The 14408-nt window shown below is 66.6% G+C and carries 12 protein-coding genes; 10 read left to right on the forward strand and 2 right to left on the reverse strand.

The genetic code is table 11. The features are described from left to right. The first annotated feature begins 148 nt into the window (after positions 1-148). From AGI3411_RS12915 to AGI3411_RS12930, 4 genes are all read left to right on the forward strand, one after another. Positions 149-1312 carry an alpha-hydroxy acid oxidase gene (locus AGI3411_RS12915; protein WP_129527771.1) on the forward strand — a complete coding sequence of 388 codons (1164 nt, stop codon included), beginning with the start codon at positions 149-151 and terminating at the stop codon, positions 1310-1312. Between the two features lie 123 nt (positions 1313-1435). Continuing rightward, complete coding sequence (locus AGI3411_RS12920; protein ID WP_129527772.1) at positions 1436-2509, forward strand: extracellular solute-binding protein; 1074 nt, start codon at positions 1436-1438, stop codon at positions 2507-2509. A 67-nt stretch (positions 2510-2576) separates the two neighbouring features. Continuing rightward, positions 2577-3512, forward strand: a complete 936-nt coding sequence (locus tag AGI3411_RS12925) for a 2-hydroxyacid dehydrogenase (RefSeq protein WP_129527773.1) — start codon at positions 2577-2579, stop codon at positions 3510-3512. Positions 3513-3586: 74 nt separating this feature from the next. After that, the gene (locus AGI3411_RS12930; RefSeq protein ID WP_129527774.1) at positions 3587-4420 is read left to right on the forward strand and encodes an AraC family transcriptional regulator; all 834 of its coding nucleotides are present in this window, start codon (positions 3587-3589) and stop codon (positions 4418-4420) included. Between the two features lie 9 nt (positions 4421-4429). On the opposite strand, the gene AGI3411_RS12935 is transcribed toward AGI3411_RS12930, so the two are convergent. Continuing rightward, positions 4430-5326: a LysR family transcriptional regulator gene (locus AGI3411_RS12935; protein WP_244240340.1), complete on the reverse strand. Its 897-nt coding sequence runs from the start codon at positions 5324-5326 to the stop codon at positions 4430-4432. Between the two features lie 192 nt (positions 5327-5518). Between AGI3411_RS12935 and AGI3411_RS12940 the strand changes: the two genes are divergently transcribed. The 3 genes from AGI3411_RS12940 (at position 5519) to AGI3411_RS12950 (ending at position 10412) form a co-directional block, all read left to right on the forward strand. Beyond that, positions 5519-6499: a Bug family tripartite tricarboxylate transporter substrate binding protein gene (locus AGI3411_RS12940; RefSeq protein WP_129527775.1), complete on the forward strand. Its 981-nt coding sequence runs from the start codon at positions 5519-5521 to the stop codon at positions 6497-6499. A 138-nt stretch (positions 6500-6637) separates the two neighbouring features. Next, on the forward strand, positions 6638-8704 hold the full coding sequence (locus AGI3411_RS12945; RefSeq protein WP_129527776.1) for a hydantoinase/oxoprolinase family protein: 2067 nt from the start codon (positions 6638-6640) through the stop codon (positions 8702-8704). Then, positions 8688-10412, forward strand: a complete 1725-nt coding sequence (locus tag AGI3411_RS12950; RefSeq protein WP_129527777.1) for a hydantoinase B/oxoprolinase family protein — start codon at positions 8688-8690, stop codon at positions 10410-10412. The genes AGI3411_RS12945 and AGI3411_RS12950 overlap by 17 nt, the downstream gene beginning before the upstream one ends. On the opposite strand, the gene AGI3411_RS12955 is transcribed toward AGI3411_RS12950, so the two are convergent. Continuing rightward, positions 10399-11202: a GntR family transcriptional regulator gene (locus tag AGI3411_RS12955; protein ID WP_129527778.1), complete on the reverse strand. Its 804-nt coding sequence runs from the start codon at positions 11200-11202 to the stop codon at positions 10399-10401. The two genes, AGI3411_RS12950 and AGI3411_RS12955, sit on opposite strands and share 14 nt — an antisense overlap. Before the next feature lie 239 nt (positions 11203-11441). Between AGI3411_RS12955 and AGI3411_RS12960 the strand changes: the two genes are divergently transcribed. Genes AGI3411_RS12960 through AGI3411_RS12970 form a run of 3 tightly spaced genes read left to right on the forward strand, consistent with a single transcriptional unit; the run spans position 11442 to position 14407 of the window. Further along, entirely contained in the window at positions 11442-12470 is a 1029-nt protein-coding gene (locus AGI3411_RS12960) for an ABC transporter substrate-binding protein (protein ID WP_129527779.1), read from the forward strand. Between the two features lie 12 nt (positions 12471-12482). Next, positions 12483-13544 carry an ABC transporter ATP-binding protein gene (locus AGI3411_RS12965; protein ID WP_129527780.1) on the forward strand — a complete coding sequence of 354 codons (1062 nt, stop codon included), beginning with the start codon at positions 12483-12485 and terminating at the stop codon, positions 13542-13544. Beyond that, positions 13541-14407 carry an ABC transporter permease gene (locus tag AGI3411_RS12970; protein ID WP_129527781.1) on the forward strand — a complete coding sequence of 289 codons (867 nt, stop codon included), beginning with the start codon at positions 13541-13543 and terminating at the stop codon, positions 14405-14407. The genes AGI3411_RS12965 and AGI3411_RS12970 overlap by 4 nt, the downstream gene beginning before the upstream one ends. Position 14408: the final 1 nt, after the last annotated feature.

Genomic DNA, 14408 nt, shown 5'->3' on the forward strand with positions numbered 1-14408 from the left:
GACGCTTGCCGGCCTCGGCGCGTATACTGGGCGGCGCCGCGGGGTGCGTGAGCCCGGCGGACCCGCCACGGGCCATCCGCAGCCGGTGCCCGGGATCTAAAAATAACGAGTCGCAGCTGGCGCCCCACATCACTCCATAGATCACTCCATGACCGCTAACCTTTCTACGATCACCTGCATCGAAGATTTGCGCGCCATTGCGCAGAAGCGCGTGCCGCGCATGTTCTACGATTACGCGGATTCCGGCGCCTGGACCGAAGGCACCTATCGCGCCAACGAAAGCGACTTCCAGAAGATCAAGCTGCGCCAGCGTGTGGCGGTGAACATGGAAGGGCGGTCGCTGCGCACCACCCTGGTGGGCCAGGACGTAGTCATGCCGCTGGCCATTTCGCCCACGGGCCTGACCGGCATGCAACATGCCGACGGCGAAATCCTGGCGGCCAAGGCGGCGGCGGACTTCGGCGTGCCCTTCACGCTGTCCACCATGAGCATCTGCTCCCTGGAAGACGTGGCGGCGGCCACCGGCAAGCCCTTCTGGTTCCAGCTCTACGTGATGCGCGACCGCGAATTCGTGGGCAACCTCATCGACCGTGCCAAGGCCGCCGGCTGCTCGGCGCTGGTGCTCACCCTGGACCTGCAGATCCTGGGCCAGCGCCACAAGGACATCAAGAACGGCCTGTCGACGCCGCCCAAACCTACCCTGCGCAACCTCATCAACCTGGCGACCAAGCCGCGCTGGTGCATGGGCATGCTGGGCACCAAGCGCCGCACTTTCGGCAATATCGTCGGGCACGCCAAGGGCGTGAGCGACCTGTCGTCCCTGTCGTCGTGGACGGCCGAGCAGTTCGACCCGCGCCTGAGCTGGGACGACGTCGAATGGATCAAGCAGCGCTGGGGCGGCAAGCTCATCATCAAGGGCATTCTCGATGTCGAGGACGCGCAGTTGGCCGCCAACAGCGGCGCCGATGCGCTCATCGTCAGCAACCATGGCGGCCGCCAGCTCGACGGCGCCATGTCGTCCATCGCCGCCCTGCCCTCGATTGCCGACGCCGTCGGCGACAAGATCGAGGTGTGGATGGACGGCGGCATCCGTTCGGGCCAGGACATCCTGAAGGCCGTGGCGCTGGGCGCGCGCGGCACGATGATCGGCCGCGCCTTCCTGTACGGCCTGGGCGCCTACGGCCAGGCCGGCGTGAAGCGCACGCTGGAAATCCTGTACAAGGAAATGGACACCACCATGGCGTTGTGCGGCCGCCGCTCGATCGCGCCGGGCGACCGCAGCATCCTGCTGCCGGGGACCTACCCGACCTGAATGGGTCGGCATGGATGAGAAAGCCTGGACGCCTGGCAAGCGTCCGGGCTTTTTTGTTGAAGGGCGCGCTCCGGAAGAATGACGCCCGATCGCGCTGATAGAGGCTCAAACGCTGGAGTCACCATGACGGACAAGAAACAGGGCGCGGCGCGCCGCCGTGGCGCGGGAAAATGGCTGCTGGGCGCCGCGTTGGCGGCGCTGTCGCCGGCGGGCGCCATGGCGCAGCAGAAGACGCTGTACGTCGGCATGAACGGCGGCGAGATGGAGCGCGCGTTCACGCAATACGTGTTTCCGGATTTCGAGCGCGCCAATGACGTGAAGATCGTGGTGGTGCCAGGCACGTCCACGGACGTGCTGGCCCGCGCGCAGGCCCACAAGGACAAGCCGCAGATGCACGTCATGTTCCTGGACGACGGCGTCATGGCGCGCGCGATCTCCATGGGCCTGTGCGAGCCGCTTATGGACGATCCGGTGCTGAAAGAGCTGTACCCCACCGCATTGATGAAGGGCCGCATGGCCGCGGGCATCGACGTCGGCATGACCGGCCTGGGCTACAACACGCGGGTATTCGCGGAGCGCGGCTGGGCGCCGCCGACTTCCTGGATGGATCTGGCAGACCCGAAGTACAAGGGCGGCGTCGTTTTCCAGTCGGCCTCGAGCAGCACCTTCGGCCTGCACGCCTTCCTGATGTTCAACCGCATCCAGGGCGGCGGCGACCGGAACGTCGAACCGGGCTTCCGGCAATGGCCGGTTTTGGTCGGCCCCAATGTGCGGGAGTACATCCCCAACTCGGCCAGGCTGGCCGAGATGATCCAGTCCGGCGCCGCCGAGATCTTCCCGCTTACGCCGACCGCCATCGCCCGGCTAAAGCGGCGCGGTATTCCCGTGGAGTACGCGCATCCCAGGGAAGGGGCGGTGATCCTGATGGTAGGGGAATGCGTCGTCGCGAAGAACAGCGAGCCGGAACTGTCGCAGAAGCTGGCGCTGTACCTGCTGTCGGCGCAGGCGCAGGCGAAGGCGCTGGAATGGGCGGGGAACTTCCCGTCCAACAAGAACGTCCAGGCGCCGGCCGACAACGCCGAAGCGCTGAAACGCTTCCAAGGGTATATGGCGAACGCTAAGATCGTGGACTGGGATCCGATCAACGCGGCCCGGCCGGCTTTCAACGCCCGCTGGAACCGCATGATCGAACATTGAACACGACGCGCGCCGCGCCGCCTGTGGAAAAACCGCAGGCGCGCGGCGCGCCTTCCTAAGGACCGACATGCGGCTCATCATCAATTCCGGCGGAGCTCAGGCGATCGACGACTGGCGCTTGCATTTTCAGGCGTTCGCGCCCGGGCTGGAGGTGGCGGGCTGGGACGAGAGCGTCGACCCCGCCAGCGTGGACTATGCCCTCGTCTGGGAGCCCGATCCGGGCCGGCTGGCCACGTTTCCGAACCTCAAGCTCATTATCAGCGCCGGCGCCGGCGTCGACCACATCCTGGCCGATCCGCAGTGGCCGCGGCACGTGCCGATCGCCCGCATGATGACCTCGCGCACGCAGACCGAAATGGCCGAGTTCGTGCTGACGTCAGCGCTGATGCTGACCCGCGACATCAAGCGGGCTGTGGACAACCAGGCCCGTCGCCATTGGGAGTTTTTCGACGCCGTGCGTATCGCCGCCGACCTGCGGGTCGGCATCATGGGCCTGGGGCTTCTGGGCGTGTCCTCCGCGCAGCTGCTGTCGCGCGTCGGCTTCAAGGTCAGCGGGTGGTCCCGCGGCGCCAGCCGGCTCGAAGGCCTGCCGACTTACGCCGGCCAGGAGCAGTTCGGCGCCTTTCTGGCCGCGACGGATATTCTCGTCTGCCTGTTGCCCGCCACCGATGCCACCCGCGGCATCCTCAACGCCGCGACCCTGTCGCAGCTGCCGCGGGGCGCCTGCCTGATCAATGCCGGCCGCGGGGCGCACATGGTGGCGCGGGACGTGATCGCGGCCCTGGACAGCGGCCAGCTGCGCCAGGCCGTCCTGGACGTGTTCGAAGAGGAACCCCTGGCGCCTGAGTCCCCGCTGTGGTCGCATCCCGGCATCATCGTCACGCCGCATTGCGCGGCGATCCCGGACCGCAGGGAACGCGCGCGGCACGCGGCATTCCTGATCGCCGCCAACGAGCGCGGCGAGGCGCTGCCGAACATCTACGACGCGCAACGGGGCTATTGAAGCGGCGTACGCCGGCCGCGAAACCGCAAAATCTGCAAACGTCCCTTCGCTACATTGCACTCCAAGGAGCTCGCATGAAGCCAGGAACCCTGACCCAATACGCCCGGCGCCTGGACCCCGTCCTGCGCTGGCTGGCAAGCCACCCGGATGCCGATCCCGACCTGCATCAGCTGGCGGACCTGGCTTGCCTGTCGCCATACCACTTCCATCGGGTCTATCGCGCCATGATGGGGGAAACCGTGAACGCGACGGTGCAGCGCATCCGCATGCATCGCGCTGCGGCCGCGTTGGCGGGGACACAGGCTCCATTGCGAGAGGTGGCGCAGCGTGCCGGCTACGAGTCGGACGCGGCGTTCAACCGGGCGTTCGGCGCGGTCTTCGGCATTCCGCCGGGGCGCTATCGCACTGCCCGCTCCCGTCCCTTCGACCCTCAGGAGCTCGGTATGTATCCCATCACCATCGAAAACTTTCCCGGCGTCATTCTTGCGGCCCTGCCGCATCGGGGCGACTACCAGGACATCGGACCCGTGTTCGACCGCGCCTTCATGCTGGCGGGCAGCCGCGGCCTGGCCACGCCCGCCACCTGCGGATACGGCGTGTACTTCGACGATCCCGAACAGGTGCCGGTCCGGGATTTGCGTTCGCTGGCCGGCGTGCCGGTGGCTGCCGACGCGGCGCTGGGCGATGGGTGGGAACGCTTCGAAATTCCCGCAGGCCGTTGCGCCGTGCTCGTGCATACCGGCCCCTACAGCGAGATGGGCAAGGCCTACAACTGGATGTTCTCGGAATGGCTGCCGGGCAGCGGCATGGTGCCCGCCGACTTCCCCATGTTCGAGCAATACATGAACGACCCGCGCAGCACGCCGCCCGCGCAGCTGGTGACCCGCATCCATCTGCCGTTGAAGTAGGAGGCTGCCCTAGCCGAGCACGCCTGCCAGATACTGCCGCAGCCAGGCGTGCGCGGGATCGTCCTGGTAGCGCTCGTGCCAGTAGAGCGATACCGCGATGGGCGGCAGCGTCAGCGGCACTTTCTGCGTGACGATGCGCGCGCTGCCGGCCATGGCGCGGGCGATGCTGACGGGCATGGTCGCGATCAGGTCGGAGCCCTCCACGATGAACGGGCACACCAGATAGCTGGACAGGGTCGCCACGATCTTGCGGCTGCGGTTGTGTCCCATCAGGATGCGGTCGATCGCGGTGCTGAAGTAGCGTGTGTGCGCGGCCAGGTCCAGGTGCCCGTAGCTCAGGTAGGCGTCCAGGTTCCAGCGCTTGCGCAGGCAGGGATGCCCTTCGCGCACGATGCATACCGCCGGTTCCTGGTACAGGAAGCGCGTGCGCAGGTCGGGCGCCGGATCCGGGAAATAGCCCGCGATCAATTCCACATGGTTCGTGTCCAGCATGCTCAGGCCATGCTGCGGCCGCGCGGGCACGATCTGCAGCTGGAAGTGCGGCGCGTCCACGGCCAGCCGGGGAATCAGCTTGGGCAGCAAGGTGTACTGCACGTAGTCGGTGGCATAGAACGACAGCATGCGCGACGAGTGCGCCGGGTCGAACGCCTCGCGCGTGCGCGTGGCGCGATGCCAGCTTTCCAGCAGCGGTTTGAAGTTCTGATGCAGCTCCAGCGCGCGCGGCGTGGGCTGCCAGGCGCCGCCTTCGCGCACCAGCAAGGGATCGCCGAACAACTGGCGCAGCCGGTTCATCGCCGCGCTCATGGCCGGCTGGCTGATGTCGAGCTGTTCGGCCGCGCGCGATACGTTGCGGCACGCCATCAGCGCGTCGAAATGCAAAAGCAGGTTCAGGTCCGGATTCTTCACGGGGCGCCCTTATAAATGGCGTTTATAAAAATATAAACCTGCAGGACTGCTGTCATCGAATCCGCAGGCCTAGCATGGCCTTGTTGTTGCAGCGAACGAGGGTGTGGCGGCTCTGTCCGAGACGCCGGATCCAACGCCGGACACGCATGATCCGGCCACAAGGAAGTTCTATCAACAAGGGGAAACCAAGCCATGAAAAAGGGGCTGTTACGCAGTTGCTGTCGCCTCGCCGCCGGGGCCGCATTATTCGCGGCGGCCGGCTCGGCCAGCGCCGCCTGGCCGGACAAAGTGATCCGCATCGTGGTGCCGTTCGCCGCGGGCGGATCCACCGACCTGATTGCGCGCAAGATCGCTGAAGGGCTGGGCCAGCGCCTGTCCGCCAACGTCATCGTCGAGAACCGTCCGGGCGCGGGCGGCACCGTGGGCACGGAATACGTGGCCCGCCAGCCGGCCGACGGCTACACCATCCTGATGGGGTCGGTCAGCACGCACGGCAGCGCGCCCTGCGTCTATTCCAAGCTGCCCTACGACGCCATCAAGGACTTCACGCCGCTGACCGTGGTGGCCACGATTCCCAACGTGATGTCGGTAAACCGGTCGGTGCCCGCCAATACCCTGCAGGAGTTCGTGGCGCTGTTGAAGAAGGATCCCGAGAAGTACTCCTTCGCGTCCAACGGCCAGGGCACGTCCAACCACCTGGCGGCGGAGTTGTTCAAGACGACCGCCGGCGTATCCATCGTGCACGTGCCTTACCGCGGTTCCGGACCGGCGTTGATCGATCTGGTGGGCGGGCAGATCAACATGATGATGGACGTGGTGATGACGTCCTATCCCTACATCAAGGACGGCAAGATCAAGGCGCTGGCGGTGACGTCTCCGCAGCGCTCGGCCATGCTGCCGGACGTGCCCACGGTCGCGGAATCCGGCTACCCGGGCTACGAAGCCATGGTGTGGTTCGGCATGCTGGCGCCGGCGAATATGCCCGAGCCGTTGCGCCAGAAGCTCACCGATGGCCTGGTGCAGACCCTGCATACGCCCGCCATGAAAACCTATCTGGAGCAGCAGGGCGCCCAGGTGTCCGACGTGGCGGGGCCGGCGTTCGGCGCCATGATCAAGGACGAAATCAGCAAGTGGTGCAAGGTGGTGAAGCAGGCCAACATCCACCTGGACTGATCCCCGTTTGCGCGCGCTGCCGGCACGGAACAGGGTTGCGTCCGGCATCGGACCCGCCGGCACGCACGGCGGCCGGGGAGGAATTTTTTCGCGAGGCCGGCCCAGGCGGCCTGACAAGACTTTATCTGGAATGAAAACATGTATCGCATAGGGATAGACGTCGGAGGCACGTTTACCGATTTCACGATGATCGACGAGGACGCCGGCGTGGTGCACTTTCACAAAGTGCCCTCCACGCCGCACGACCCCTCGGAGGCCATCGCCACCGGCATCGGCCAGATGCTGGCGGAGCGCGGCGTATCGCCGGCGCAGGTATCGCACGTGGGCCATGGCACGACGGTGGCTACCAACCTCATCATCGAGCGCAAGGGCGCGCGTGTCGGGCTGATCACCACGCGCGGGTTTCGCGACGTTCTGGAGATCGGACGCCAGACGCGCCCGCACCTGTACGACTACAGCGTGGGCAAGCCGCCGGTGGCCGTGCCGCGCGAATTCCGCGCCGAAGTGGACGAGCGCGTGAATGCCGCGGGCGAGGTGCTTACGCCCCTGGACGAAGCGCAGGTGCGCGCCGTGGCCAGCCGGTATGCGCAGGCCGGCATCGAGGCCGTGACCATCTGCTTCCTGCATGCCTACCGCAATCCGGCGCATGAGCGCCGCGCGGCGCAGATCGTGGCCGAAGTCATGCCGGACGCCTACATCAGCCTGTCTTCCGACGTGCTGCCCGAGTTCCGTGAATACGAACGCCTGTCCACCACCGTGCTGAACGCCGCGGTGGGGCCGAAGATGGCGCGTTACCTGGAACGCTTCTTGCAGCGGGTGCGCGACCTGGATATCCGCCACGAGCCGCACACCATCCATTCCAACGGCGGCCTGATGTCGATCGCCACGGTGCGCCAGTACCCCGTGCGTACCTGCCTGTCCGGCCCGGCCGCGGGCGTGGTCGGCGCCGCGGCGGTCGGGCGCGCGATCGGCAGCCTGGACCTGGTCACCTTCGACGTGGGCGGCACCAGCACCGACGTATCGCTGGTGTGCGACGGCCGTCCGCTGTTCACGTCGCACCGGCAGGTGGCGGGGTATCCCGTCAAGACGCCGATGGTCGACATCCACGTGATCGGCGCGGGCGGCGGCAGCATTGCATGGCTGGACGACGCGGGCGCGCTGAAGGTGGGCCCGCACAGCGCGGGCGCGGTGCCGGGACCCGTGGGCTATGGCCGCGGCGGCGAGGAGCCGACCATTACCGATGCGGAGATCGCCCTGCAGCGCCTGAACCCCGTGGCCCTGCTGAACGGCCGCATGCCGGTGCATGCGCAAGCCGCCCGCGAGGTCATCGAGCAGCGCGTGGCCGAGCCGCTGGGGCTGGGCATGGAGGCGGCGGCCGAAGGCATCCTGCGCATCGCGGCGGCGAACATGAGCCGCGCCATCCGCGCGGTGTCGACCGAGCGCGGCTACGACTTGTCGCGTTTCGCCCTGTACGCCTACGGCGGCGCGGGGCCGCTGCACGCGGTGGAGGTGGCCGAGGAATGCGGCATCCCGACAGTCATCGTGCCGCAGGAGCCAGGCACCATGTGCGCGCGCGGCATTCTGCTCAGCGACATTTCGTTCGACTTCGTGCAAAGCGAGATCTCGCTTGCCAGTGCCGAGCGCTGGGGAGCGATCTCCGCGCTCTTCGAGGAATTGCGTGTCCAGGCCGGGAACTGGCTGGCCGAAGAGCGCGTGGATCCGGCCTTGCGCGTCTGCCACAGCGCGATCGATGCGCGCTACGAGGGCCAGAACTTCGAGGTGCAGGTCAACCTGGACGACACCGGCCCCGGCGGCTATGCCGAGTTCGCGCGCCGCTTCGCCGAGGCGCACGAGCGCGAGTACGGCTACACGGTGGATGACCGGAAGGTGCAGATCATCAATTGCCGCATGCAGGCCGTGGGTCAGGTGGTGAAGGCGCCGCTGGCGCCGCGCCACGTGGGCGGCGCGCTGGAAGATGCCAGGCTGGGCGTGCGCAAGACCTATTTCGGCGCCGGGCACGGCTGGCTGGATACGCCGGTCTACGACCGCGACCGCGTGCCCACCGGCGCCCGCTTTACCGGCCCCGCGCTGCTCGAGGAAATGAGTTCCACCACCGTCGTGGGTGTGGGGCACGACGCGATCGTGGACGAATACGGCAACCTGATCATCCGCTTGCAGGGAGGCTTGCATGACCAAACCCAATAATCCCGGCGCCGGCGTTGCGCTGGCGGATCCCATCGGCATGGAGGTGTTCTGCAACCGCCTGCTGTCCATTACCGAGGACATGAACAACACGCTGGTGCGCGCCTCGTTCTCGACCAACATCAAGGAACGCAAGGACTGCTCTGTGGCGCTATTCGACGTCCAGGGCAGGCTGGTGGCGCAAGGCACGCAGATCCCCTTGCACCTGGGCTCGCTGGACGGCGCGATGGGGGCGATCCTGCGCACGTATCCCGTCGGCCAGATCCGCGAAGGCGATGTCTTCATCTGCAACGACCCCTATCTGGCCGACGGCAGCCACCTGCCCGACATCAACGTCGTGACCCCCGTTTTCTGGGGCGACGAACTGCGCTTTTTCGCGGCCAATATCGCGCACCATTCCGACGTGGGCGGCGCAGTGCCGGGGTCGATCGCCGGCGGGCTGAAATCCATCTTCGAGGAAGGCATCCGCATTCCCGCCTGCCGCATCGCGAAGCATGGCGAAGCCGACGAGGACATGCTGCGCCTGATCTGCGCCAACACCCGCGATCCCGAGGAGCGCGTGCTGGATCTGCGCGTGCAGATGGCCACGAACCGCCGCGGCGCCGCCGCCGTGCAGGGCCTGATCCGCCAGATGGGATTGGACGCGGTGCTGCGCTCGGTGGATGACGTGATCGCCTATACGCGCCGCCGCCTGCTCAACCGGATCGCCGAGCTGCGGCAGGGCAGTTATACCTTCCGCAGCGACCTGGACGACGACGGCATGGGCGGCGATCCCGTGCCCATCCAGGTGACGCTGACCGTCGGCCCGGACAACCTGCATTTCGATTTCGAAGGCTCCGGCAAGCAGGCGCGCGGCGCGATGAACCTGCCGTTCAACGCCTTGCGGGCCTGCGTGTACTACGCCGTGAAAGCCCTGCTGGATCCGGACCTGGCGCCCAATGCGGGCCTGTTCGATCCGATTTCCCTGTCCGCGCCCGTGGGCACCATCACCAACCCCGAGCATCCGGCGGCGGTGGGCGCGCGCTCCATTACCGCGCAGAAGGTGGCCGGCGCCATCTTCGGCGCCTTCCGCGGCCTGCTGCCGCCCGAGAAGATCATGGCGTCGAGCAACGACTGCTGCCCGGCGATCGTGTTTTCGGGCCGCTGGCGCGGACGCCCCGGGCATTTCGTGTACCTGGAAACCTTGGGCGGCGGCGCGGGCGCGCGCCTGGATACGGATGGTATGGACGCGGTGCACGTGCACATGACCAACACATCGAACCTGCCGGTGGAAGCGCTGGAAAACGAGTATCCGCTGCTGATGGACGAATACGCGCTGATCCCGGATTCGGGTGGCGTGGGCCGTACTCGCGGCGGCCTGGCGATCGCCAAGCAGATCCGCGCGGTGGGCCCGGGCATCGTCTTTTCGGCGCGCTCGGACAGCCATACGGTGGGCGTGGCGGCCGGCGTGGACGGCGGCGGCGACGGCCGGCGTGCGCGGCTGATCCGCAACTTCGGCACGCCGCAGGAGGAAGAGCTGTTTTCCAAGACCGCGAACATCGCGCTGGCGCCGGGTGAAAGCGTGCGCATCGAAACGCCCGGCGGCGGCGGATACGGCGCGCCGGCAGCGCGGCCCCGGGCCCGCATCGAGCGCGATATCGCGGACGGCAAGATCAGCGCGGAGGCGGCGCACGCCGCCTATGGCGGCAGCGCGGCGGTCACCCCACGTTGAGCGTCATGGAGTATTTCATCCTGTCGTGGGGGAACGTGGTGATGGTGGCCAGCAGCAGCACGCCGCCATCGCCGTAGTAGCGGCGGGTGATGACGAAGCCCGCCGTCTTGGGGTCGACCCGGAGTTGCCTGGCCATCGGCGCGCCGATGGGGGTGGCCGAGAACTCCTGGTTGACCTCGGTGATGCGGTCGCCGAAGTGGTCTTCGATCAGGCGCAGAAGCGAGATGCGCGATTTGACCTCGACCTGGACGTCCGAATGCGCAGGGTCGGTGTAGATCAGCGTGCAGGCGGCGGGGGTGTCCTGGTCGTCCAGGGTCTTGATGGAGTTGATATGCAGCCAGGACAAGCCGGGTTCGCAGCCCAGGGTTTCGGCCAGCCGCTTGCCGAGCTTGACGGTGCGCACGTCCTGCACCAGCAGCGCGGCGTTGCGCGCGTACTGCAGCAGGTCGGGGAATTGCGAAATGCGTTGCGTGAAACGGGTGCCGGCGCGCGCGGTTTCGACGCGCGTGCCCACCCCGGGGCGGCGCGAAACCATGCCGGCCACCGTCAGCATGCGGATGGCTTCGCGGATGGTGTGGCGGCTGGCGTTGAACTGGTCGCACAGCGCGTGTTCGGTGGGCAGCAGCGTCATGACCGGGTAGCGGCCAGAGCGGATGTCCTGGGAGAGCGTCTGAAAAATGCTCTTGTAGCGGGGGCCGTCAGCATTGCCGCCGGGGGCCGGCGACTCCGGCTTGCCGTGCGCTTGCCGTGCCCCGCCGGGGCCGGCCGCGCGCTCGGAGGATCGGGTCATGGGAGGGCTCCTGGGATCGTTATATGGGGTTTGTACGGACAATAACCCATTGACAAGGGCATCTCGTGAGATTCATTATTTGTCCGGACATTCATGTACGGACAAATTGTACGGCGGACATGAAGTCCAGGAACGTGGGAAGCGGTCTTTTTTGCATTGCGCCCGATCGCGCGACCCTCCCGTGTCCCTGGCGGCATTCGGCAGTTCTTGCAGTTCTCTTCCAATACTCGGGGGTTCTCATGGGCAAGGTACTTGCAGTGCTCGCGGCGGCAACGGTGGCCGCCGGACTCACCGCCAATGCGGCGGCGCAGAAACTGGTGGTGGCCGGATACGGCGGCTCGTTCGAAGACATCATGCGCAAAGACATCTTCCCGCCTTTCGCCAAGCAGCATGGCGTCGAGCTGGACTATGTGGCGGGCAACTCCACCAACACGGTGGCGCGCCTGCAGGCGCAGAAGAGCAATCAGCAGATCGACGTGGCCATCATCGATGACGGCCCCATGTACCAGGCCATCGCGCTGGGCTTTTGCGAACCCATCAAAGGCCTGCCGGCCGACGATATCTACGGCACGGCCCGCTACAAGGACGACAAAGCGGTGGCCATCGGCATCGTGGCCACCGGCATCATGTACAACAAGAAGGTCTTCGACGAAAAGAAATGGGCGCCGCCTGTTTCGTGGAAGGACCTGAAGGATCCCAAATACAAAAAGCAGCTGGTGATTCCGCCGCTGAACAACACCTACGGCCTGCACGCGCTGGTGGAGTATGCGCGCGAAGGCGGCGGCGGCGAAAAGAAGATCGAACCCGGCTTCGCCACCTTCAAGAACGAAGTGGGCCCCAACGTGCTGGTCTATGAGCCGTCGCCGGGCAAAATGACAGAACTGTTCTCCAGCGGCCAGGCGGTGATCTCGGTCTGGGGCAGCGGCCGCGTGAAGGCGTTTGCCGACACCGGCTTCCCGGTGGGCTTTGTGTATCCGCAGGAAGGCGCGTACGCGCTGCTGTCGTCGGTGTGTCCGGTGGCCAAGGCCAACGCCAATCCCCTTGCCCAGGCCTTCGTGCAGTACCTGGTCTCGCCCGAGGTGCAGGAGAAGCTGGCGTCCGCCTACGGCTATGGCCCGGTCAACAAGAAGGCCAAGGTCACGGACGACCCCCGCGTGCCGCTGCCGATCGGCAAGCGCGCGGCCGACCTGATCGTGATCGATTGGGACACGGTCAACCAGAACCGCGATGACTGGAACAAGCGCTGGACGCGGGAAATCGAGCGCTGAGGACAACCAGCCATGACCTACCTAGTTTTGAACGGCCTGAGCAAGCGTTACGGCGATACCGCCGCCGTGCAGGACCTGAGCCTGTCCGTAAACCGGGGCGAATTCATTTCGCTGCTGGGGCCGTCCGGCTGCGGCAAGACGACCACCCTGCAGATGATCGCCGGCTTTGTGGAGCCCTCGGGCGGAAGCATCGTGCTGGACGGCAAGGACGTCAGCAAAGTGCCGGCCAACAAGCGGGGCCTGGGCATGGTGTTCCAGAACTATGCCCTGTTCCCGCACATGACCGCGGCGGAGAACGTGTCGTTCGGGCTGGAGATGCAGCGGGTCAGGAAGGACGAGCGCCAGGCGCGCGTGGCCGATGCGCTCAAGCTGGTAGGCCTGGCGCATCTGGCCGACCGCCATCCCGCCCGCATGTCGGGCGGCCAGCAGCAGCGCGTGGCGCTGGCGCGCGCGCTGGTTATCCGGCCCAGCGTGCTGCTGCTGGACGAGCCGCTGTCCAACCTGGACGCCAAGCTGCGCGAGGAAATGCAGCTGGAGCTGCGCAGCATCCAGCGCACGGTGGGCACCACCACCATCCTGGTCACGCACGACCAGTCCGAAGCGCTGGCGCTGTCGGACCGGATCGTGGTGATGAACCAGGGGCGAGTGGAACAGGTGGCCGAACCGTTCCAGGCATATGAAGGGCCCGCCAGCCAGTTCGTGGGCGGCTTCCTCGGCAAGGCCAATGTATTTACGCCGCGGGCCGAGCAATACGGCGGCGAAACGCGGGCCCGCATCGGCGAGGCGCACGTCTCGATGGATGGGGCCCCCGTGCCGCAGGGCGCGGTGATCGTGCGCCCCGAGAAGATCCTGTTTTCCGAGCCCGCGGCCTGTGCGCTGCCCGGCCGCATGAAGACCCGCGTTTTCCAGGGCAACCACTGGCTGTGCCAGGTGGAGACCTCGGTAGGCGAGGTGATGGTGATCCGCCAGAACGACGGCGTGCCCGTGCCGGCCGAAGGCGAGACCGTGCATCTGCGCTGGCGCGCGCAGGACATGTGCGTGGTGGCCACGCCGCCGCAAGGCCGGCCATCATGAGCGCGCGCGTCAATCCCTGGGTGCTGAGCACCCCAGCGCTGGCCGTGTACGCAACCTTTCTCGTGGTGCCGATGGCGCTGGTGATCCTGATCAGCTTCTTCGACTTCCAGTTCTACGGCGGCATGCAGGCCACGTTTACCTGGAAAAACTATTTCGAGATTCTGTCCGACGGCTACTACTACGAGATCTACGCCCGCACCTTCGGCGTGGCCGCCGCCGTGACGCTGGCCTGCCTGGTGCTGGGAACGGCAGAGGCCTATGTGCTGTCGCGCATGGCAAACCCGTGGAAGGGGCTGTTCCTGATGGTGGTACTGGGGCCGCTGCTGATCTCGGTCGTCGTGCGCACGCTGGGCTGGGCGCTGCTGTTCGGCTCCACCGGGCTGATCAACAAGGCGCTGATGGGCATCGGGCTTATCTCCACGCCGGTGGACCTGATGTACAGCAACCTGGGCGTGGCCATCGCGCTCACGCATGTTCTGGTGCCCTTCATGGTCATCTCCGTATGGGCCTCGCTGCAGCGGATCAACCCGTCGACCGAGGCCGCGGCCCTGTCGCTGGGCGCAACGCAGTTCACCGTGATCCGCCGGGTCGTCATCCCGCAGGTCATGCCGGGCATCCTGTCGGGCGCGATCATGGTGTTTGCGATGGCGGCTAGCTCGTTCGCCACGCCGGCCATCATCGGCGGGCGCCGCCTGAAGAACGTGGCCACCGCCGCCTACGACGAATTCCTGAATACGCTGAACTGGCCGCTGGGCGCGGCGCTGGCCGTGGTGCTGCTGCTGGCGACGGTCGTGGTGCTGCTGTCGGCCAACCGGATCATCGAGCGCAAGTACGGCGCGGTCTTCAATCAGGCGGGAGGCTGAC

Origin of the sequence: Achromobacter agilis (assembly GCF_900496965.1) — a bacterium.
In the GTDB taxonomy this organism is placed as follows: Bacteria; Pseudomonadota; Gammaproteobacteria; order Burkholderiales; family Burkholderiaceae_B; genus Achromobacter; species Achromobacter agilis.

Bases quoted from the DNA above. Each gene is read 5' to 3' on its own strand.
- AGI3411_RS12970 (WP_129527781.1), top strand. From the start codon at position 13,541: ATGAGCGCGCGCGTCAATCCCTGGGTGCTGAGCACCCCAGCGCTGGCC.
- AGI3411_RS12925 (WP_129527773.1), top strand. From the start codon at position 2,577: ATGCGGCTCATCATCAATTCCGGCGGAGCTCAGGCGATCGACGACTGG.
- AGI3411_RS12920 (WP_129527772.1), top strand. From the start codon at position 1,436: ATGACGGACAAGAAACAGGGCGCGGCGCGCCGCCGTGGCGCGGGAAAA.
- AGI3411_RS12940 (WP_129527775.1), top strand. From the start codon at position 5,519: ATGAAAAAGGGGCTGTTACGCAGTTGCTGTCGCCTCGCCGCCGGGGCC.
- AGI3411_RS12965 (WP_129527780.1), top strand. From the start codon at position 12,483: ATGACCTACCTAGTTTTGAACGGCCTGAGCAAGCGTTACGGCGATACC.
- AGI3411_RS12930 (WP_129527774.1), top strand. From the start codon at position 3,587: ATGAAGCCAGGAACCCTGACCCAATACGCCCGGCGCCTGGACCCCGTC.
- AGI3411_RS12950 (WP_129527777.1), top strand. From the start codon at position 8,688: ATGACCAAACCCAATAATCCCGGCGCCGGCGTTGCGCTGGCGGATCCC.
- AGI3411_RS12945 (WP_129527776.1), top strand. From the start codon at position 6,638: ATGTATCGCATAGGGATAGACGTCGGAGGCACGTTTACCGATTTCACG.
- AGI3411_RS12915 (WP_129527771.1), top strand. From the start codon at position 149: ATGACCGCTAACCTTTCTACGATCACCTGCATCGAAGATTTGCGCGCC.
- AGI3411_RS12960 (WP_129527779.1), top strand. From the start codon at position 11,442: ATGGGCAAGGTACTTGCAGTGCTCGCGGCGGCAACGGTGGCCGCCGGA.
- AGI3411_RS12955 (WP_129527778.1), bottom strand. From the start codon at position 11,202: ATGACCCGATCCTCCGAGCGCGCGGCCGGCCCCGGCGGGGCACGGCAA.